The following is a 20,305-nucleotide window of genomic DNA, read 5'->3' on the forward strand; positions in this document are numbered from 1 at the left end:
CTCCTCACCGGCTCACCGCATAGCAATCGACCTCGGGCTGCCGGGGCAGGTCGCCCGCCACCCCCAGCACGAAGCCCGGCGCGTCGGCCAAAGCGGCCCAGTGCTCGGACGACCGGTCGAGCTCCAGGCAGAGCCGGTCGCCATCATAGGGGATTTCGCGGGGCTGCGAGTTGAGCGGCTTGAGCGGGATGCCCGTCAGCCGCGCGGTCCAGAGCTTGTCGAACGAGCCCGCCGCGCCCACCGTCGCCTGATCGACGAAGATCTTGCGCAGCAGCGCCTCGCTGAGATCGCCGCCCACGCGCAGCACGATGCGGCTGGAATGGATGATCTCGGGGTTGTCGATCCGCACCGTCCAGATGTTGTCGGAATGACGCGAGACCTGGAGCGCGCGGCTCTTGGGCGCGACATGCTGGAGGGACAGCACGAGGCTGCGCAGCGTGTCGGCCAGTGCGCCGAACGCCTCGCCGGGGCTGATATGGTCGTAGACCGGCAAGTCCCGCATCCGCCGATCCGAGGCGCCATAGGTCGCCATCCGGCCGGCGATGCCCGCCAGTTCCAGGAACAGCTCGGACGGGTGGACATCGTCCTGCGCCAAAAGATGCGCCAGCCGCGGCAGGGCGGAGTTGGCGATCTCCAGGATCAGCAGGTTCTCCATCGACGCGCCGGTGCCGCCCCGCACCATCGAGCCATGGGCGTCGGCGATGCGATCGATGCCGGTCACCAGCTCACGCAGGAGGGTCGCATACCAGGGCACCGCGCCGATCCGCAGTGCGGGCGCAAGAAAGCTGCGGTCGATGCCAACGGCTCCCTCGGTGGTGAGCCCCTCGATCCGGGCGATGGGCAAGGTGGTATAGCCCGCCGTCTCGTCGCCGGGCAGAAGCAGCTTGGGCGCCGGGCGCGCGACCTCGATCTCGTTGGGCTCGGCGCCGCCTCGTATCGCGTCGCGGGTGGTTGCGTAATAGCCGCGCAGCCGCGCGCCGCCGGGCGCGTCATGGGCGGCGTCGATCTCGACCCCGCCCTCTGCATGGGCGGGCAGCGCCAGATGCACGAGCCCCGCGGCGGTGTCGCCGGTGACGGGGACCGGCTCGATCGGCTCGACCCCGTCGGGCGCGTCGAAGACCGTCCCGTCGGGCAGCACGCCCACCGCCGCGCTGAGGCCGACCTGCCCTGCATCGAGCGCCGCCTGGTCCAGCTCCAGCCGCCGGAACCCGAAGCCCTGGAGCGGCTGCGCCGCCAGGAGCTGCCGGACCAGCCAGTCGACATGCCGGTCCTGCTGCTGGAGGTGCTGGGTCCGCAGGAACAGCCCTTCGGACCAGACGACTTTGCCCGCACTCGTCATACCCGCCGCGATCCTCAGGCCAGGCTCAGGCCGGAAGGGCCGACGGAAATCGTGAGGCTCGAGGACTCGGTCGGCGCGGGGATCGTGCGGCGGACGGTCCGGCCGCTGGGATCGCGGAAGCCGGCCGTCACCCCGATCGTGCTGGTGTCCGGCTGGATCACCATCTGCAGCCCAGCCGTCCCGCCCGGCGCCAGAACCAGCCGGTCGGCGCGCACAAGATCGGCGCCGACCACGTTCGGGTCGCTCTGGAGCGCGATGTAATCCGCCGCCTCGAACGCCCCGGGAGAGCGCAGTTGCAGCACATGCACCGTCACCGGCACGTCCGAGCCGCCCGAGGGGTTCATGCCCGGCAGGCCCTGGGCGTTCACGGTCAGGATGTTGGGCGCCGCGGGCGTGCAGGCCGCGACCAGGGCCGTGGCCCCCGTGGCGGCGACAAATCCGCGTCGTGTCAGAACGATCATGTCAGGTCCTCCCTCTCCATGGGTGCGGGCACGCAGGCCCGCCGGTCAAGTCTCATAGGCATCCCGGAAATCCGCGCCGACCTCGCCCAGGAAATCCTTCTCGGCCGCCTCGGCGATCTTGCGATAGCGCGCCTCGTAGAGTTGCCAGAGCTTGGCGTTCTTGCCGCCCGCCATCAACTGCCCGAGCAAGCCGATCTCGGTCATCTCGGCCTCGATGGCGGAGGGCTCGAACTTGTCGATCATCTTGCGCAGCGCGACCTGCACGGCGGTCCAGGTGCGCACCTGGTGGTCGGTCAGGTCGCGGAACGCCTCGCCCAGCGCGGCATCGGCATCGAGATAGCCGCGGCTGCGGCGCTGGAGCATGATGGACAGCGCATCCTCGGGCGTGGCCATGAATTTCAGCGGGTTGACGTCGGCGCTGGCGATGATGGTCTGGGCCACCCGCGCCTTTTGCTTGTTCATGGACCGGGCGCGCAGCAGCAGCATCACGCCCTCGGTCATCTTCCGGGTGGCCGCGCCGATCTGGGCGGCAGCCTCCACGGGGTCGATATCGGCGTAATCCGCCGGGTCCAGACCCATCCCCTGGAGCAACGCATGGAAGACGGCGGTCTCGTCCGGGCTGGCCCCGGTCGCGGGCGCCGGCCGTTGCGGAGGCGGGCCGGGTTCGGGCGGGGGCGCAGGCTCGGGCGGTGCGGCCCGAGGCGCGGGCTCCGGCTCGGGCTCGGGGCGCGGCGCGGGGTCCGGCTTTGGGGTGTAGGTGGCGTGGGACGGAACGTCGAAAGATGGCGGCGGCGGGGTATGCGGTGGCCGGGGCGCTATCGCGGGCTCCGGCGGCGGAGGCACGTCCGACGACCGGCCCGCTTGGGGATCGGAGGGCGGAACGGGCGGGGGCGGGCTGCTCCAGTCGCCGAACGGATCGCGCGGTGCCTCCGGCGGGGCGGCCGTGGGGGGCTCAGGCACCGAGGACGGAGGCGGCGGGGCGGGCGGCGACGGCGGAGACGCGCTCACGCCCTTGAACCAGTCATGCCCGTCCGAGGGCGGCGGAGGCGGACTCGGCTCCGATCGCGGGATGTTCAGGTCCAGCGCGAAGGGATCGTCCTGATCGAGAGGCCGGGGCACACGGCGCTCCGGCGGGGCGGCCGGGTCTTCCCGCTTCGGCGACATCAGGCCGAACGGATCCGGCAGGCTCTCGGGCCGCTTGGGCGGCTCCGGCGCGGGCTCGGACGGGCCAAAGTCGAAGTCGAAGGACATCCCGCCCCGGACCGGCGCGGAGGGCGGCGCGGCCGGCGCCTCCCGCGCCGCCTCGATCCGGATGACGAAATCTCCCAGGCGCAGGCGCATGCCCGGCTCGACCGGAACCTGATTGCCACTGCCCACGGGATGCGCGGCATTGTCGATATAGAGCCCGCCGGAGGAGGCATCGGCGGCCATCACCACCCCATCCTCCATCGTCAGGATGCAATGCCGTCGCGAAACGAACATCTCGGGATCGTCGATCTGCCAATCGGCATCGTCGCTGCGACCGATCACGAAACGCCCCTCGTCGAAGAGTCTTTCGCTGACCGCCTGCGGGTGCGGTGCGTTTTCCAGGACCAGTCGGATGCTCATGCCGCTTCCTCCGTCACGTTCCGCCCGGGCATGTCGGTGACACGCCGGAAGACGAGATCTCGCGCGCCCCGCTCCGGGTCGGGCGCCAGCCAGGCCGTCCGGTCGAGTTGCGTCTCGCCCAGACGCGCAGCGGGCACCTCCCCCGGCGCCAGCGTCAGGCGCAGGTCGAAGACCAGCTCCTGCCCCGCCGCGAAGCGGATCGCATGACGCAGCCTGGACCAAATCGTCTCATCCGCCAACACCGCCTCCAATTCGGCGCGCGTGAGCGGGCCGAGTTCCAGCTCCGCGCGGCTCTGGCGGTCGAAGACCCGCGCGCCCACCACCGCCTCGGAGCCCAGCCGCGCATGGGCCATGCCAAGGCGCGTCTGCTGCCCGGGCGCGATGTCGAGCCAGACGCCGACGAATTCATGGAGCTTCACCGGCAGGCCGATCACCGTCTCCAGGAAGGTCGTCAGATTCTCGGGGCTGCGCGCCATCTGCGCCAGCGAGGTCGCGTGCCGCAGCTTCGCCGCCGAGAGGCTCGGGTCGCCATCGCACTCGGCGCCCGGCAGGCCCAGACCGGCCAGCGCGCGCATCATCGCCGTGATCCGACCGCCATCGCCATGGGCGATCTGCACGTCCGGCCGCGCATCCGCCCAGGCGCGCCAATAGAGCGCGATCATCCGGTGCTGGAGCAGGTTCAGGAGGTCCAGAAACGAGGTGTCGGCGGTCGCGCCCCCGGCACCGCCATCCCCGGCCGCGCCGGTGAACCAGCGGTTCGACTGCCGCGAGATGATCCAGCGGGTCAGGTGCAGCGGCATCGGCCCCTCGGGCCCGATCAGCCCGATGGCGTTGACCGAGACCTCGGTGCGCCCGTCCCGCGTCCGTTCGCGGATCTGAGCCACGTCGCTGGCGGCGAAGCCCAAACGCGGGGCCTGGCCCAGCCGGGCGGGCTCGCGCTCGGGCCCGCCGGCGCGGCCGAAGCGGTTGCCCCCCGTCTCCATGTCCCGCAGCAGGGCAAAGAAGTCCTGCGCATGGGCCGGCGGTGCCTTTGCGGCGGGGTCGGTCTGCGGCAGGGGCGGGGTCAGATCGGGGCGCGGGTGCCCGGCGTCGTCGGCCATCTCACCTCCGTCTGTCTCCGCATCAGGCGGGTCTTGGTGCGCACGAAACTGTTCGTCGCCGTATGGCGCGAAAAGAGCTGCGCCAGGATCGCCGAGAGCAAAAGTTCGCTCCCGTCGCCCAGCAGCGTCTCGTTGATGTCGAGCGTGATCTCGGTGCCGTGGCCGAAGGCGATCGGGCCAGGCAGGGCCAGCCGGTCCATCACCTGGCCGGAGCGCACGCGCTCCAACGCCTCGCCATGGCGGGCGAGATCGGGATCGCCGCGGTCCGCATAAAGCTGGATCAGCGCGCGGAGCGGCGCGGCATCGGCCCCATCGGCGGCCAGCGACAGATGGTTGAGCGACAGCTGCGCGATCCAGCGCCAGCTCAGGTCGTCCATCTTCGCCTCGCCCTTGGCGCCCGATGGGAGGCTGGCACGCAGGCTGGACCGGGGCCGCCGCATCGCGCCGAGCAGCTTGACGCGGCCTACCGGGTCGCCGGTCTCGAGCGTCAGAGTCGGGTTGTCGTCCAGGATCGGCAGATCGCGATTGGTGCACAGCGCCCGGATGTCCAGCCGCCGCAGCCGCCCCGTCCGAGGGCCCCGGCCCGGATCGCTGATCGCGATCTGAAAATCGTCGCCGATATAGCTGGACCGGGTCTGGCCGCGGCGCACTTCGTCGGTATCCGGGCGGCGGGGGCGCCGTTCGGCGGTATAGACATAGCCCGACCGCTCTCCGGGGCGGGGCGCCACCGAAAAGAGCGGGGCGATGCGCGCATCGGGCCCCTCGGTCTCGGCGTCCTCGACCCGCAGCAGGCGGTAGATCTCGAAATCCTTGGGCCGCGTGCGGTCGGCATGGACGGTGTGGCTGGATCGACCGGGGCGCAGCTCCACCAGGTTGCACTCATGCTCGAAGAGGTTGACCACCGGCGTGACATGCAGCCGCAGATCCGCCGTCGAGAGCGCCGAGAGGGCCGGGTCCGCGCGGCCCAGCGGCACGACGATCTCGATGCCCTGCCCGTCGTCCTTGGCCACGCGCACCGCCGGCGACAGGCCCGAGAGCCGCATCCCGTGAAATCGCGCGGGCATCAGGAAATACTCCCGCAACAGGCGGTAGCCCTCGAAGGAGGGGCGCACCCGGGGCAAGAGCCCGGTCTCGTCGCCAATGCCGACCATCTGCGGTCGTCCGATGGGCCGATAGGGCGCATCCGACCCGGCCGCGCGCGCCAGCGCCCCCTGCCCCGCCCCGAACACCGCGTCGAAGAGCGGCCCGCCCCGCGGCCCCATCCCGAAATGCACCGTCAGCGCGTCGAGCGACAGATCGGCCAGCCGCCCGGCCCCGCGCCGGGCCAGCCGGATGCGCAGCCCCGCCGCCACGTCCCGCGACGCCGCGTCCGACACGCCCGCCTGCACCAGCGCACTGCGGTCCTGGAGATAGGTCACATCGGTCAGCGTGACCGGCCAGAGATGGACGTCCTCGGACGTGGTATAGGTGGCGCGGGTGCGCAGCCCCTCGCGCAGGCCGGCGATCATTCGCGTGCCGCGCCGCATCAGATGCCCGTCGAGCATCGTGTCGACCTGCGGGCCCGGCTCCATCTGGGCCAGGGTCATCGCGGGCGCGGGGCCGGCGAGGTCGGGGTAAAGCGTGTCGAGCAGCGTGCGCACATAGCGGCTGCTCTCCACGTCCAGCTTCAGCCGGGTGCGCGCGGCGAGATAGGCGACCCCTTCCAGCAGGCGTTCGACATAGGGGTCCGGGCACGGCGTGGTGTCGATCGACAGGCTGCCCGCGGCATTCGGGTTGAGGGCCGCGAACTCGGTCGCGAGGGCGCGGATATGCTCCAACTCGGCCTCGTAGTAGTCGAGAAACATCCGGTCCATCAGACGGTGTCCAACGCCGTCGATGCCGCGCCGCTATCGAGGTCGATCGTGGTCGACAGGCGCAGCCGCTCGGGAACCGGGGACAGCATCAGGATGCCGTCGATATCGATGCGCAGGCCGGTCTTGTCGCCGGTCTGCACCTTGACGCGGATGCTGTCGCGCTTGAGCCGCGGCTCGTAGATGGCCAGCACCTTCTTGATCTCGGCCGCGAGCCCGTCCTTGTCGAAATCCGAGCCGGACCGGCCGGAAAAGGACGGCACGCCGTAATTGACCACCGAGGACCGCACATTGGGGTAATCGGCAAGCATTTCGGCGGGCGTTTCGCGGTCGCGATGCTCCCGGTCGGTCAGCAGGAACTCCGCTTCGAGCCGCTCGACATTGAAGAGCATCTCGATGTCGCGGCGCACGGCCTCGCGCAGGACATCCGGGGTGACGACAACGCCGCCCTCCTCCAGGCGGCGCTGTCGGACCGAGACGGCAGCCAGGCGGTGGGCAAGGCGACGGGTCGCCTCGTCCAGATCGTCTCGGGCCTCGATGGCGCGCATCCCCCCGGCGACCAGGGCATCGACCTGCGCCGCATCGCCAAGGATGGCGGTCAGGTCGCGGTGCAGATCGCCGCGTTCGGCCAGAAGGCCCGGCAGGTCGTCGACCAGACGGTCCCAGAGGGACGGTTGGACGGCCTCCTGCCGAGCGACCAGCGATGCGCTGTCGAGATCCGGCATCGAGCAGCTTCAGACGCGCGCGCGCTCAGACACCTGCCGCGATGTCGTAGGTGATCTCGTGCTCGTCGCTGGCGTTGTGATCGTCGTCCTGGACGACGTACTTCACCGTGACGTTCTCGAAGACGAGCCCCACGATCTCCTCGATCACTTGGCCGCCTTCATTCTCGCCGACGCCGATCGTCTCGAACTTGGAGATCGTCACGTTCTCCATCGTGATCGTATAGTAGTCGAGATGCGCCTCGCCGCTGTCCTTGCGGACATAAAGAATCATTTCCTTGAAGGACTTGCCCTGCATACAGGACAGCGCGAGATACGGCGAGGACGCGTCGGTGAACTTCCGCAGATAAAGCGCATCGACGAAGGCGCGGGCGCGTGCCCGTCCGCGGCCGACCTGCGCCGCCGAGCCCTGCTCGATGTTCCATTTGATGTCGTGGATATCGATCTCGTCCTCGTGGTCGACCCGTTGGGACTCCCCCTGGATATCATCGATCTTCAGATAAGCCGTCAGTGGCATGGTCTCTCTCCTCTCAAGTTATGCAGGTGTCTTTAAGATTTGACAGAAGGCAGTTCGGACACGAGCCGAAGCGACGCGTTGATGCCTTCGAGTTGGTAATGCGGGCGTAGGAAGAAGCGGGCGTTGTAGTAGCCGGGACGCCCCTCGACGCTGTCGACCTGCACTTCGGCGGCGGCCAGCGGACGCTTGGCCTTGGCCTTGTCGTCGGCCATCGCCGGATTGGCCAGGACGTAGCGGTTGATCCACTCGCTCAGCCACTTCTCCATGTCGCCCCGCTCCTTGAAAGTGCCGACTTTGTCGCGGGCGATGGCCTTCAGGTAATGCGCGAAGCGGCTGACCGGGAAGAGGTAGGGCAGGTTCGCCGAGAGCCGTTCATTGGCCTGCGCGTCCGGGTCGACCAGACGCCCGGCACGGGCCTCGTCGTCCTGGAGCGAATGCGCCCCGATGAACGCCGCGGTGTCGGTGTTCTTGCGGTGCAGGATGGGCATCATGCCCAGCTTGGCCAGTTCCGCCTCGCGCCGGTCGTCGATGGCGATTTCGGTCGGGCATTTCATCGCGACCGAGCCGTCATCGGTCGGGAAGGTATGCACCGGCAGATTCAGCACCGTGCCGCCCGATTCCACGCCCCGGATCTGCGTGCCCCAGCCGGTCATCTTGTGACTGCGGTTGATGTTCACGCCCATGGCGTAGGCCGCGTTCATCCAGGTGTAGTGGTCGTGCTTGCCGTCGATGGTCTCTTCGAAATCGAAACCCTTCACCGGCACGGTATCCGCCCCGTAAGGCAGCCGGCCCAAGACGCGCGGCATGGCGAGGCCGATATAGCGGGCGTCCTCGCTTTCCCTCAGCGACTGCCAGGAGGCATAGTCGGGGCTGGAGACGATCTGCTCCAGATCCTGCGGGTTGGGCAGTTCCTGCCAGCTTTCCATGCGGAACAGCTGAGGCGCGACGGCCGCGATGAAGGGCGCATGCGCCGAGGCCGCGATGCCGCTCATGTTGCGCAGCAGGTTCACGTCCTTGGGCTTGTGGCTGAACTCGTAGTCGCCGATGATCGCTCCGAAGGGCTCGCCCCCGAACATCGAATACTCGTCGGTGTAGAGCTTCTTGAAGATGGGGGACTGGTCCCACATCTGGCCCTCGTAATCCTCCAGCTGGTCGCTGAGTTCGTCCTTGGAGATGTTGAGGACCCGGATCTTCAGCTTCTGGTCGGTCTCGGTGTTGTTGACGAGGTAATGCAGCCCCCGCCAGGAGCCTTCCATCTTGGAGACCGCGGGCGCGTGCAGGATCTCGTTCATCTGCTCGCTGAGGATCTCGTCGATCCCGGCGATCAGCGACTTGATCGACTTGACCGCGTTGCCCGACAGAGTCGCCGTGCCTGACCGCTCCTTGGCGGCGACGGCGAGGTTCGACACCAGGCCCTTGAGCTTGTCGCCTTCCTCGTCCTTGACGCGGAAATCCTTCTCCAGGAGTTCGCTGAACTCGCCCAGGTCGAGCGCTTCGGCCTCGGCAACGGCGGCGCCACCCTCCTGCTTTTCTTCAGCCATTCTCAGCCCTCCTTATCTTCGTTCTGGGCCATCGCCTGCTCGGCGGCCTGCGCGAGCAGCGGTTCGTTGCGCAGAAGCTGCGCGATGCGCTTTTCGGCGTCGACCTTGCCGTCCATGTAGCTGAGCAGCTCTTCCAGCTGCTTGCGCATCTTCAGAAGCTCCGCGAGCGGGGGCACCTGCTCGGCGATCTTGTCGGGGGCGAAGTCGGACATGTTCTTGAAGGTCAGGTCGACGAACAGCTCCTCGTCCTTCTCCTCGCCCTCGGCGGCGGGCAGGGTGTTCTTGACGCGGGTCTTCACCCGCGGGCTCAGCGCCTCCATGAAGCGGCCAAAGCGGCCGGCATCGGTCTCGACGAAGCTGCGGTCGTTGACCGGCTTCTGCGCCTCGGGCGTCTCGCTGTCCCCGGCGAGGTCGGCCATCACGCCCATCACGAAGGGCAACTCGATGGTCGTCGGGCTGCCGTAATGCTCCACGTCATAGGCAATCTGCACCCGAGGCGCGCGATTGCGTTCTATGTTCTTCTGCTTGGATTCACTCATCGTTCCCTCTCCGTGATCGTCTTGTCGGCTCTTCTATGCCCGCCAGGGCGCGGAACTCCTTCAGGCCACCGGGCGCAACCTGTTCCATGAGGTCCAGGAAATCGAGGCGCACCAGGCTGCGCAGCCGCTTCGCCAGATGCGGGATGGGGCTGCCGGGCTCGGTGCGTTCGTAAAAGGCGACGATGGCGTCGAGGGACTTCTCGACATCCTCGCGAGAGGCGATGACGCCCGGCCCCGAAGGGCCCGCCGGCGCCGCCGGGGCCGCGCCGGGCACGGGGGCTGTTTCTGGGGCGCCGTCGGTCGGGGCCGAGGTCGTGGCGCCGCCCCCCTCCGCCTGCGCGGCCGCCAAGGTCGCGCGGCACCGCTCCAGGAAGGTCTTCAGCTCGGGCAGGGTCAGGCTGCCGGTATCCGTGAGGCCCGATTGGGTGGCGAAGGCCGCCTCCAAACTGCCCACCGCCGCCTCGCAGGCCGAAATCCCGGCCGTCATCTCGGTCAGCCGCTCCGCCTCGGTATCCGCCATCGCCCGCGAAGCGCCCTTCACCCGGGCCGCGACCTGCTTGTGCCTGGCCAGAACCTCGTCCTTCTCCCTCTGGCTCAGGCCCGAGGCGGCGGATTGCATCACCTCGAAATCCGACAGCATCGCGCGGGCCAGATCGTCCCCGATGATCGGACCGAGGCCCCGCGGGTTCAGAACCATCCCAAAGCGCAGATCGCCCAACAGACCGTTGTCGTCGTTCTCCAGCTGCTTGAGCGCGTTGAGCCGGGGCCGCACGGCCATGGAGGGATCGGGCCGGTCCCGCAACTCGGGATGGAGCCCGTCCCAATAGCGCTCCAATGTCTGCGCGAGCATCGTGAGTCCGGAGGCGAGCCCCTGGAACCCGTCCTCGGCATAGGCGGCCCGCACCATCATCACCAGAAGCCGCAGATCCCGTCCCATCGCGGCAAGTTCGGCGCCGGTCGAGACGACCTCCTGCCAATCCGGCGGCGGCGCCAGCGGGTTGATGCTGCCGTCTTCGTTCTTACGATTTCGCAGCGCGGCAGGCTCAAGCGCGCGCTCGATCGCGGCGAACCGCGGATCGTTTCGCAACTCCAGGCCGGACGGTTGGTCGCCCGGAACCGGTTCAAGGAACCGCTCTAGGTCCATGAAATATTACTCCGGAAATCGGCAGTACGTCCCTTAATAAGCTTAACCCTACGTCCGATTCCCGAATCCGCATAGCCTGAACATCGGCGATATGCGTGAATCCATACCCCATCACTGCGCCGCGCGGCTTGCGACGAAGAGATAGACCCACTCCCCCTTGAAGCCCGGATCGGCCGCCCGCGCCTCCGCCACCCGCGTGCGCAGCCAGTCGAGATAGGGGACGGCGGGCTCCGATGTCGGGCGCAGACCATCGTAAAGCGGCGCGCTGGCCGCGAAGGCCACGACGATGTCCTGCCCGAAGGGCGGCGCGATCCGGAGCCGCAGCGCGTCGTCGCGTCCGATGACGACCGAGCTTTCGGCGGGGTGGCGCGTCAGCGGCAGAACCGCATTGGGCGTCAGGTGCAGCACCTGCCCGTCGCTGTCGAAGTAATCGACATAGAGATAAGCGGGGTAATCCGGCGTCCCCAGCTCGACCACGAACCAGTCGCCCTCGGTGAAGTCGTATTCCCGCACGAAGGCGTTCTCGCCGACGATATTCGGGTTCGTCAGCTGCTCCTCCGATTGCGGCAGGCCCAGCCGGTCCAGCCGGTCGAGCAGGCCGCATTGCGGGTCGGGCAGGACGCGCAGCTCGTCCTGCAAGGGCAGCGTCTCGCCGATCTCGTCGCGCAGCGCGGCCAGAAGCGGGGCGGCGGCGGCGGGATCGGGGACATGGCCCCGCAGAGCCAGCGCGCCCGTCTCGGGGTCGAAGATGGTGCGGACCCGCGCGCAATCAGCGGCCTCAAGGGCGGCGGCCATGCCGTCGCGCACGGCCTGTCCCTGCGCCGCCTCGGGGGTCAGGAAGGCGCGCAGCGCGGCAAGCCCCCCGGCATCCAGTTGCAGCGCCCCCGCGCCCGACCAGTCGAGCGCCGCCGTCACCGTCGGCGCGTCGGGCGCCAAGGCGGCAAGCCCGGGGGGATCGATGCGCAGGGTCGCGACCGAGGCCCCGATCGCTGCGGCCGGGGGCGCAGATATGGCGGGCGCGGGATCGGAGGAGACCCGCAGCGCGTCCGCGGCGGAGGACGGGAGCGGGGCGCTCTCGGGCACCGCCTCCGGGCGCATCTCCCCCGTGGCGGCGGCCGCCGCGGCGGGCGCGGCGCGCATCGGGCCGGACGGGGCCGCGACGGTCGGAGGCGGGGCGGCCGTGACGCGGCCGGAGGTCGCGGCGGCCTTCGGCGCGGCGGTGGCTGGGGGCGCGGCCTCGGCGGTCTGGACCGATGGGGGCGGCGCGGCCGCCGCCGCTGTGACCCTCGGGCGCGCGGTCTCTGCGCGGGGGCCGCTGGCTGCGGCGGCAGCGGCGGGATCCGGGTCCGGCGCGGCGGGGCGGACCCTGTCGCCCTGCACCGGACGGGACGGACGCGCGGGGGACGGCGCCGCGACAGCCGATGCGCGCGCGGTGGCCGGCCTGCTCTGGGCGATCGTCGCGGCGGCGGGGCGCAGGGCGGTGCCGGTCTCGGTGTGCGGCATCGCCGGCGGCGTCGGGGCGCTGGGCAGGGGACGGGACGGGCGCGCGCCCCCCTCAGGCACGGTGCTCGGGACGCGCGGGGCGGCGGGCGCGGCGGCGGTCTGCGCCCTTCCGGAGACCCGCTCCGGGGCGCGGCGAGCCGCGGGCACGGGCTCCGGAGCGGCGCGCGCCGCCTGAAGCGGGCGCGCCGCTCCGGCCGCCGGAGCGGGCGCTGACGGCGGGGCGCGGGGCGCGGCGATCGCTGCGGGCGGGGTGGCGTCGGACCTCTCGGCGAAGGCCTCGACACGGCCGGACGGCACCGGCGGCCGGGGCGCGGCGAGGGACGGGGCGGACGCCTCCAAAGCCTGCGCGCCGCCGTCGGACAGGTCCGCCAGCGAGGCGCCGCTGACCGCGACCGCCTCGCTCCGCCGCATCGGCACGCCCTGTCCTTCGCTCCGCAGCCCCTGCGGCACGGCCTGCACGGCGCGGGGCGCGTCCGGCGGGGCGGGGGCGGCGCGCTGGCTTTCGACCTGCATCACGCCCATGCGCATCTCGGTCCGCCCCGCTGCCTGATCGGGCATCGGGGGTGGGGCGGGCCAGGCCAGCCAGACCAGCCCCGCGATCACGCCATGCAACGCGAGCGAAGCAGCGAGGCCCGCCAGCCCGCCGCGCATCACCGGGCCTCCGGCGGCGTGACGACCAGGACGATCTCGCCCAGCGCCGCGTCCTCCAGCGCACTGATGAGGGGCAGGACATGGCGGAGAGCCACGTCGCGATGGGCGTTGACGCGGATGAGCGGCTCCGCGCCGCCGTCCAGCCGGCGGCGCAGCTCCGGCAGCCAGGGCTCGGGGACCGGGGCCCCGTTCAGCGCTAGCGTCCCATCCGCAGCGACCGAGAGCGTCACGCCCCCGCCGGGCATATCCGCGCCCCCGATGGCGACCGGCGGCAGGACCTCGAAAGGCGCGGTGGCGTCGAGCCGGGCGACCAGCATGAAGAAGGCCAGCAGGAAGAACACCACGTCGACGAGTGGGATCACCGGCTCAACCGGCGGGGTGGGGACGCGGCGCCTCAGCCCCATGGCGCGGCGCGCGTCACGGCCGCGCCTCCAGCCGCACCAGTTCCACGTCGCGCAGCCCCGCCGCGCTCAGCCGGTCGAGCACGGTCACGAGACCCGAGAGCGGCGCCTCGGGCGAGGGCAGGACCAGGACACGCGCGCCCTGGGCGCGGGCCAGGTCGCCCTCGGTCAGCGCCGCCCCCCGGAGCACCGCGCGCCCATCGGCCGCGACCCGGATCAGCAGGGTCTCACCCGGTGCGGCAGCGGTCCCAGCCGCGGGCGTCTCGGCGCCCCCCAACACCGGGATCATGTTCAGATCCCGGTAGATAGAGGTCACCATGAAATAGATCAGCATGATGAACAGCACGTCGATCAGCGGCACCAGCGTCGGCCGCGCCGCCCGCCTGCGCCGCGCGATCATGAGCGCGGCAGCGCGGCGGCCAGCGCGGCTCGGCCGATCACGCGCTCCATCTCGTCGGTGGCGCGGTCGATACGCGATTGCAGGATCGCAGCGCCAACCAGCGCCGGGATTGTCACGATCAGCCCCGCCGCCGTGGTCAGCAACGCCTGCCAGATGCCTCCTGCCAGGATCGAGGCGTTGGCCGCGCCCTCGGCCAGTTCCAGCGCCCGGAAGGACTGGATCATGCCCAGCACGGTGCCGAGAAGACCCAGCAACGGCGCGATCAGCCCGATGATTTCGAGCGTCCGCACCCCCCGACCCAGCGCCGCGACCTCGGTCGCGCCCATCGCCTCCAGTTCTGCGGTCAGCGCCTCGGGGGCCGGACGCCGGGGCAGAAGCGCCGCCGCCCGCGCCAGAAGCCGGTCGGCGGGAGCGCCTCCGCCCACGGGTGCACCGGGCATCGCGCCGCCTTCGACCGCGTCGAGCCAGTCGGCCCGCGCCGCCGCCCCGGCCGACGCGCCCCGCAGCGCGATCAGCCGCGCGACAAAGACCGCGACGGACAGCACCGAGAGCGCCGCCAGCAGCAGAAGGACCGGCCCCGCCGAACCAAGCGCCGCCACGGCGCTACTTCACCAGGGCGACATCCGCCCGGCTTTCCAGGGTGAGCAGCGGGAAGCAGTCGATTTCCTCCCCGTTCTGCGGGCGGCAAGCGGTCATGTCGTGCAGCAGCACCTCGCCCAGTGCGTCGCAGGCGAGCCCCGGGAACTCGAACAGCTTCAGCGTCGTGCGATCCACCGGCAAAGGGGCCGCGTCGATCGTGAGGAGCTGGTCGATCACCCCGTCCGTGTCGATCAGCGCCAGCGACATCTCGAAGGCCTCGAAGCTGCGATCGTCGCCATTGCGGAACAGGAAGAAGGCGCGGCACTGCCCCTCCTCGCCCGCTTCCAGCTTGTTGAGCTCGACCGTGATCCCCTGAGCCGCCGCTGGTCCCGCCAGACCGGCCGCGGCCAGGGCCGCCAACATCAATCCACGCATCGCATTCCCCCCTCGCTTCGGAGCCTAGCAGCGGAGGGGGGATGCGAGAACAGGCAAATTTCGGGCGGGACGCCACCGCCCCGGTCGCCGGCTTTGGGGGATCGAACCGTCCTCAAGCGCCAAGCCGTCAAGGCGTCGCTGGCCCCTCTGCCCTCCTCTTCGCCACGAGAACGGCCAAGGACTAGGCGGGCCAATGCGTCCCGGGCCGGGTCCCCGTTGGACGGACCCAGCCGGGTCGGTACCGGTCACGGCCCTTAACCCCGTCTCGCGACCAACCCGGCTCTTGGCGCATCGCCGCCGCCGTGGCATCGTCGGAGAACCCAAGCGTGGAGGCGAAGCCCATGACGGTCAGGGAAGCGGTAGACGGCGTCGTGATCGGCCTGCTGATCGGCTTCGAGGACGGGCGGCCTCTGGTGGTCTTTCCCGGCAATCCCAGAGAGACGGCGCGGCCGGCGCGCTCGCTGGCCCATCTGAGCGCCGATGACGCGGGCTGCGAGGTTGCGCTGCTGTTCGAGGACGGCGCGTTGGAGCGGCCGCTGATCGTGGGCCGGATCGTCGAACCGGTGCGTCCGGACGCCGTGCCGAAGGAGACGCGGGAGATCGAGCACGACGGGGAGACAGTGCGCATCACCGCCAAGGAGCGGATCGAGCTGCGCGTGGGCGACAGCGCCATCATTCTGGAGAAGGACGGCCATGTCACCGTGCGCGGCCGCAACCTGGTCAGCCATGCCTCCGCGTCGAACCGCATCCGTGGCGGATCGATCAACCTGAACTGAGATGTCCGAGGCCCCGCCCCGACCCTACCGCGCGCCGGTGATCGTGCCGCTGGTCCGCCAGCATGTCGAGCAGGCCGCGTTCCTGTGGACGCAATACGACGCCGTGCTCGCCCGCCCCGAGGAGTTCCCCGACATGGACGAGGAACGCCTCGCCCGCCTGGTCGAACGCCTCGACGCCCATCTCGACGGGGTGCGTGTCGCGGGCGAGGAGGGCGTGCGGCTTGCCGAGGAGGCCTACGAGGACTTCCCATACGCGGGAGAGCTGTTCGTTCTGCGCATGTTGCAGCCGGGCGCCAACGGCAAGTCGGTGGCGGATTTGGATATCGAGAAGGTCCGGGCCTATCTGGAGGCGGCGCTGGATCCGCGGGGGTGACCTCTCGCGTCAGGCCAGATCCTCAAGCTCGGTCAGCGTCCACTTTCCTTTGGTGAAGCGAAAAATGCCCTCGAGGTCGATCGCCCAAAGCACCTCGCCGGTCACCATGAGATGGCGCAGATGGCCCGGCTCACGCTCGCATCCGGTCACCACCGGGACCAGTTCGTCGCCATTCAGGACGTTGAGACAGGGGCCGTCATAGCTCAGGTCCAGGCCGGCACCGACATAATGCGCGCCCCCGAAGAAGGCCATCCGGTGCAGCGCGGTCTCGTCGCTTTGCCAGATGCGCTCGAACCCCGAATCGAGCGTGCCGCGATAGACCGCGACCCCGGGGTCGTTCCCGACCAAAATCGCCTCGTCTTCGTGGGCGAAGCCATGGAACAGCCGGTCGCCCCCATCGAGCCAATCTCCGTCCAGCGCACCGTCCCTAAGCCGGAACACGCGCCCCAAGGCGCCCACGAAGTAGAGGTCGTCGCCGACCTTGAACGAATGGTACATATCAGGATGGGCCTGCAAATGGGCGCTTCGCGCCATGACGACGCGGCGCGCATAGGCCTCATCGCTCTCGTCTCTCCCCTGGTCCGGCAGATCGGGCTGGGGCGCGGGCGCAGTAATCGGGCTCCAGGCACCCTCGGCCATGTCGAAGGCCCATATATTCGCCGCGGCCCCGGTCACGAAGTAGCGCCCATCGAGGCGCGTGACATCGAAGAACGGCATCCGCTCCCGAGGGAGCGGCAGGATGATCGCGCTCTGAAGCTCATGCGACACGGCGAAGAGCGTCCCGTCGGCGAGCATCCAGGCCGCAAGATTCTCTGGATTGACAGCCGCGGAGATCACATCGCCCCCGTTTGGCGTATCAAAGCTGTGATGCTCGGTCGGCTCGTAGCTGATGTAATGGAAGCGCCATTCATCCGGAGGAACGTCCTCGATCGCGAGGACAAGGGTGTCGGTTACAGGCTGTGCGAACATCGGGGGCCTCTTTCGGGGTCAGCCATGGGATGGGTGCAGGTCCGGGATGTAGCACTTATCGTTCGGACCGGCTGCCGTTCCGTCGTATTTCCTGTTGAGCGTGGGCTCGCGCTTGTCGAAGCGCCCTTCCTTCGTCTTCTTCGTGATGCTCTCGCATTTCGGCTGCGGATCTTTCTTGAGCGCCTTGTCGTGCTGCGCGCGGACACAATTCGCCCCGACCTGCGCGCATTCGGAGTCGATGACCGAGGAGTGATATTCCGCGCATCCCGACAGGGCGATCTCCGCGATCTCGACGGCGTCCCCCAAGGGTCGGGGGTCGTTTCCGAACATCCCGTCGAAGACGTAATGCATGTATCCGTGGCCTCGCCCGTTATGCAGGCCCAGCACCTTGTCGGTATCGGATTTAGACGATCCGCCCTTTCCCGCGGCGTCCTTCGCGGTCAGGTCGTTGCTGTCCTTCTTGCGGGTGTCGTCCCGGCCTTTTTCGGCGATTTTCTTTCCCTGGTCGCTCTGTCTTTCCGTCTGCGATTTGGCGTTCTCTTTACCGCCGACGCAGATCGCGCAGCCTTCCTCCGTCGATGGGAAGCTCGGATCGGTGCGGGTCGGGTCCGGCGTGATGTTGTTGTCCTTGGCGTACTTGGCGACGATCTCCATCTTGGCGCGTCCACCCTTCGCGTTGTCGACCCGATCCTGGACCGCCTTCGGCAGGGTGATTCCGCAATCGGCGACGTCCTTCTTTCGAAAATATTCGTCGGGAATGATGTGATGCGCCTCGCCCCCGCGTTCATTGCACTCCTTCTTGATGTCGCCATACTCGCCCACCAGACAGTCCTCGGTATTGGCCGACAATGCGAGGTTGGGCTTGCCCACGATGATCATCGGCGGCGAGTCGCCCGCGTTGCTGCGGTGATTGCCCGTCGCCATGTCGGTAAAGCGAACGACGCCCTTCCCTTCGGCCTTAACGTTCATCGACCATTTCTGCGCGTAAACGGCGCCTGTGTTGGTCGAGGTGATCAGGCCCTTCTTCGGCGCGGCACCCGCCTCGTCTCCGCTACATTTGGAATACTTGCTCGCGTTCTCCTGGCTGACTTCCTTGTCCTTGATCTTGACCGTGCCCGTGCCGCTGGCGAGGTCGCTGTCGAAACCGAAATCCGGATAGGGAATCGGCACGCCGGGAGGGGTGGGCGGGGCCTGGGGCGGGGTCATGCAGGTGTCGGGAAAGGCCGCGATCACCTTACAGCCCTGCGCCTTAGAGGAAATCTCCAATCCATTGGCGAAGACCGTCATGCCGCCACCGCCGCACCGCAGGCGCCATCGTCGCCGGACGCCTCGACCAGCATCCGCCCCTCAGGGGCATAGCCCTTACGCGCCGCCTCAAGAGCCCAACCCAGCATGACCGGAACCGCCGCCGCGCCCACGTTCCCAAGGCTGGCCGCGATGGGCCAAATCGGCTGTACGTCGGACCGGACCCGCTGGGTGCGCAGCATCGCGAGCGACGTCTGCTTGAAGAAATACGTCTCCCCCGTCTGGTCGCCGATCTTCACGCCGATGTCGTGATGCCCGATCCCGGCCTCCGCGAAGGCGGCCTTGTAGGCGGCGGTCATCCCGTCGCCGCGCAGCGGCAGGTCCAGCCCGTCCTCGTCCAACCCGTTGCGGAACGACGCGCGGTCCCGGGCGAGACCCAGGCCGCCGATCCGCAGGCCCGGGCCGTCGGCGCGGCAGAGGACGGCCGCCGCCGCCTCGCCGGGGATGAAGCCTTCGGGGTTGGGCGCGCAGAGCAGGCGCTCCGCGTCGAGATAGTGGCGGATCGCGCGCCCGGTCAGGTAGCTGTCGATGCCCGCGATCACGACCTGCCGCGCGCGCCCCTCCGCCAGAAGCCGGCGCGCCCGCTCCAGCGCAACGATGCCCGAGGGACGGCCATGGGCGATCAGCCGCGTGCTGGAGGCGCGGGGCAGCGACAGATGCTCCGCAACCCGCGCGAGCAGGCTCTGCCCGTCGCGCAGAGGACGGCCAGGGCGGGTCTCTTCCGGCAGACACAGGATCAGCGCCGCGTCGTCCAACGCGCCGGGCTCGGCGGCGCGCAGATCCGCGAACGCCCCGGCCAGGAGATGCACCAGCCGCTTCTCCCCGATCCACGCCTTGGGCAAAGGCACGGCCGCGCCCAGCAGCCACTCCCCCCCGGGGCCCAGGAACCGTGTTTCGGCGAACCCGTCGAGCCGCGCCCGCAGCGCCGCGCAGGAGGACGCGAAGTCCAGGCCCACCGCGGTGACCATCCCGCCCGCGGTCACGACCAGCCCGCTCACGGCGCGTCCTCTTCGGGCCCACCGGTGGCGACGGCCCGAATATAGCGCCGGCCTTCGGCCCGGGCGCGCAGCATCGCCTCGGTGGGCGGGCCGATCCAGGCCTCCGAGATTTCGATGAACTTGCGCCGGATCGGAATGTCGACGCGCCAGACGAGGCTCACCTGCCGCGCATGGCAATCGAACAGGATCGTGTCCGCCCTCAGCTTTGTGTCGAGCGCCGTCTCGCGGCCGCGGAAGAGGCGCACGGGAAGCTCGGTCGACGGCAGGCGGAAGCTTTCTCGCCCCGAGGGGGTCAGGCCCAGAATCACCACCGGGGTGCCGGACGGGGGCGGGTCGATCCACTGGTCCGCCGGGGCAGACTGGAAATAGCGCTCGTCGAAATCGGCGGGCAGGAAGGGGAAAACGTCGTCGATCCAGGCCTGATCGTAGGTCCCGGCATAGCGGGACCGGGCCGGCACGTTGCGCGGGATCGGACCCAGCGACATCGGGGTGTAGTCGCCGAAGGGGGTGGCGACGGGGTCATCGACGGCCTGGGTGTTGGGCACCGGGCGGCCCGAGACCCGCTCCAGACTGGTGGCGCGGGCCCAGCCCATGCCGACCGGGTTGTCCATGTAGGTCGGCGCGATCTCGTCGTCGGGATCGTCGGGATCGCGGCCGCCGAAGGCCGTGTCGTAGCCGAAGGCCATGCGGGTGAAGGGCATCGGCTTGGTCGGCGCCACGACCGGACCGAAGGCCCGCCATTCCCGCGCGCCCACGACATCGAACTGCTTGATCCAATCCCCCACCCGCACGCCGACCCGGACCGAGGTCGCCGGCCGGCCGTTCGGCGCATGGGCGTCGCCGTTGACGATCACGTCGCAGCGCGGCTTGCGATGGGCGAAATCCGTCTCCCAGAGCGGCGCGGAGAAGCCGGGTTCGCCCTTGTACTCGTCCGCGAAGACCAGGGGCCGCTGCTCGGCCGAAAGCTGCGCCGAGGCGCCGTCCGTCCCGAAGTCGAAAGTTCCCTTCACCACAAGCAGAAGATATTCCCGCCCGGCCTTGTCCAGGGCACCGGTGTGCTGGTGGACGAAGCGGGTCTGGTTGAAGATCTCCAT

General features: G+C 69.6%; 21 protein-coding genes. 2 read left to right on the plus strand and 19 right to left on the minus strand.

Features of this window, described 5'->3' with window-relative positions; translation table 11 throughout:
- Window positions 1-4 precede the first annotated feature (4 nt).
- The 15 genes from tssK to DTQ71_RS15875 form a co-directional block, all read right to left on the minus strand.
- Window positions 5-1,339: a type VI secretion system baseplate subunit TssK gene (gene tssK / locus DTQ71_RS15805; RefSeq protein ID WP_109565271.1), complete on the minus strand. Its 1,335-nt coding sequence runs from the start codon at window positions 1,337-1,339 to the stop codon at window positions 5-7.
- A 14-nt stretch (window positions 1,340-1,353) separates the two neighbouring features.
- Window positions 1,354-1,800, minus strand: coding sequence for a type VI secretion system lipoprotein TssJ (gene tssJ, locus DTQ71_RS15810; protein ID WP_109565272.1), 447 nt, complete (start codon window positions 1,798-1,800; stop codon window positions 1,354-1,356).
- 45 nt (window positions 1,801-1,845) lie between these two features.
- On the minus strand, window positions 1,846-3,408 hold the full coding sequence (tagH, locus tag DTQ71_RS15815) for a type VI secretion system-associated FHA domain protein TagH (RefSeq protein WP_109565273.1): 1,563 nt from the start codon (window positions 3,406-3,408) through the stop codon (window positions 1,846-1,848).
- Window positions 3,405-4,508 (minus strand): type VI secretion system baseplate subunit TssG, encoded by a 1,104-nt coding sequence (gene tssG / locus DTQ71_RS15820; protein ID WP_109565274.1) that lies wholly within the window; start codon window positions 4,506-4,508, stop codon window positions 3,405-3,407. The genes tagH and tssG overlap by 4 nt, the downstream gene beginning before the upstream one ends.
- Complete coding sequence (tssF, locus tag DTQ71_RS15825) at window positions 4,472-6,361, minus strand: type VI secretion system baseplate subunit TssF (protein WP_109565275.1); 1,890 nt, start codon at window positions 6,359-6,361, stop codon at window positions 4,472-4,474. The genes tssG and tssF overlap by 37 nt, the downstream gene beginning before the upstream one ends.
- Window positions 6,361-7,083, minus strand: coding sequence for a type VI secretion system baseplate subunit TssE (gene tssE, locus DTQ71_RS15830; protein ID WP_109565276.1), 723 nt, complete (start codon window positions 7,081-7,083; stop codon window positions 6,361-6,363). Before tssE ends, tssF begins: the two co-directional genes overlap by 1 nt.
- Before the next feature lie 25 nt (window positions 7,084-7,108).
- A complete protein-coding gene (locus DTQ71_RS15835; protein ID WP_109565277.1) occupies window positions 7,109-7,597 on the minus strand; it encodes an Hcp family type VI secretion system effector in 489 nt (162 codons plus the stop codon).
- A gap of 32 nt (window positions 7,598-7,629) precedes the next feature.
- Window positions 7,630-9,138, minus strand: coding sequence for a type VI secretion system contractile sheath large subunit (tssC, locus tag DTQ71_RS15840; RefSeq protein ID WP_170125460.1), 1,509 nt, complete (start codon window positions 9,136-9,138; stop codon window positions 7,630-7,632).
- Window positions 9,139-9,140: 2 nt separating this feature from the next.
- A complete protein-coding gene (gene tssB / locus DTQ71_RS15845) occupies window positions 9,141-9,677 on the minus strand; it encodes a type VI secretion system contractile sheath small subunit (RefSeq protein WP_109565279.1) in 537 nt (178 codons plus the stop codon).
- Window positions 9,670-10,821 (minus strand): type VI secretion system protein TssA, encoded by a 1,152-nt coding sequence (tssA, locus tag DTQ71_RS15850; RefSeq protein ID WP_109565280.1) that lies wholly within the window; start codon window positions 10,819-10,821, stop codon window positions 9,670-9,672. The genes tssB and tssA overlap by 8 nt, the downstream gene beginning before the upstream one ends.
- A gap of 111 nt (window positions 10,822-10,932) precedes the next feature.
- On the minus strand, window positions 10,933-12,975 hold the full coding sequence (locus tag DTQ71_RS15855) for a DUF4384 domain-containing protein (protein ID WP_109565281.1): 2,043 nt from the start codon (window positions 12,973-12,975) through the stop codon (window positions 10,933-10,935).
- On the minus strand, window positions 12,975-13,337 hold the full coding sequence (locus tag DTQ71_RS15860) for an ExbD/TolR family protein (RefSeq protein WP_245947589.1): 363 nt from the start codon (window positions 13,335-13,337) through the stop codon (window positions 12,975-12,977). Before DTQ71_RS15860 ends, DTQ71_RS15855 begins: the two co-directional genes overlap by 1 nt.
- Window positions 13,338-13,392: 55 nt before the next feature.
- On the minus strand, window positions 13,393-13,776 hold the full coding sequence (locus DTQ71_RS15865) for an ExbD/TolR family protein (RefSeq protein WP_109565283.1): 384 nt from the start codon (window positions 13,774-13,776) through the stop codon (window positions 13,393-13,395).
- Window positions 13,773-14,375: a MotA/TolQ/ExbB proton channel family protein gene (locus DTQ71_RS15870; RefSeq protein ID WP_109565284.1), complete on the minus strand. Its 603-nt coding sequence runs from the start codon at window positions 14,373-14,375 to the stop codon at window positions 13,773-13,775. Before DTQ71_RS15870 ends, DTQ71_RS15865 begins: the two co-directional genes overlap by 4 nt.
- 4 nt (window positions 14,376-14,379) lie before the next feature.
- Entirely contained in the window at window positions 14,380-14,790 is a 411-nt protein-coding gene (locus tag DTQ71_RS15875; RefSeq protein WP_245947591.1) for a hypothetical protein, read from the minus strand.
- Window positions 14,791-15,131: 341 nt separating this feature from the next.
- On the opposite strand from DTQ71_RS15875, the gene DTQ71_RS15880 reads away from it, so the two are divergent.
- Both DTQ71_RS15880 and DTQ71_RS15885 read left to right on the plus strand, forming a co-directional pair.
- Window positions 15,132-15,566: a DUF6484 domain-containing protein gene (locus DTQ71_RS15880; RefSeq protein ID WP_109565286.1), complete on the plus strand. Its 435-nt coding sequence runs from the start codon at window positions 15,132-15,134 to the stop codon at window positions 15,564-15,566.
- A 1-nt stretch (window position 15,567) separates the two neighbouring features.
- Entirely contained in the window at window positions 15,568-15,939 is a 372-nt protein-coding gene (locus tag DTQ71_RS15885; RefSeq protein WP_109565287.1) for a hypothetical protein, read from the plus strand.
- A gap of 9 nt (window positions 15,940-15,948) precedes the next feature.
- On the opposite strand, the gene DTQ71_RS15890 is transcribed toward DTQ71_RS15885, so the two are convergent.
- From DTQ71_RS15890 to DTQ71_RS15905, 4 genes are read right to left on the minus strand one after another with little or no spacing between them, the layout of a single operon-like run.
- Window positions 15,949-16,908, minus strand: coding sequence for a hypothetical protein (locus DTQ71_RS15890; RefSeq protein ID WP_109565288.1), 960 nt, complete (start codon window positions 16,906-16,908; stop codon window positions 15,949-15,951).
- An 18-nt stretch (window positions 16,909-16,926) separates the two neighbouring features.
- Entirely contained in the window at window positions 16,927-18,195 is a 1,269-nt protein-coding gene (locus DTQ71_RS15895) for a PAAR-like domain-containing protein (protein ID WP_109565289.1), read from the minus strand.
- Complete coding sequence (locus DTQ71_RS15900; protein ID WP_109565290.1) at window positions 18,192-19,211, minus strand: 3-oxoacyl-ACP synthase; 1,020 nt, start codon at window positions 19,209-19,211, stop codon at window positions 18,192-18,194. Before DTQ71_RS15900 ends, DTQ71_RS15895 begins: the two co-directional genes overlap by 4 nt.
- Complete coding sequence (locus DTQ71_RS15905; protein WP_109565291.1) at window positions 19,208-20,305, minus strand: DUF2169 family type VI secretion system accessory protein; 1,098 nt, start codon at window positions 20,303-20,305, stop codon at window positions 19,208-19,210. Before DTQ71_RS15905 ends, DTQ71_RS15900 begins: the two co-directional genes overlap by 4 nt.

The sequence above is a fragment of the Jannaschia seohaensis genome (assembly GCF_900116765.1).
Classification (GTDB): domain Bacteria; phylum Pseudomonadota; class Alphaproteobacteria; order Rhodobacterales; family Rhodobacteraceae; genus Jannaschia; species Jannaschia seohaensis.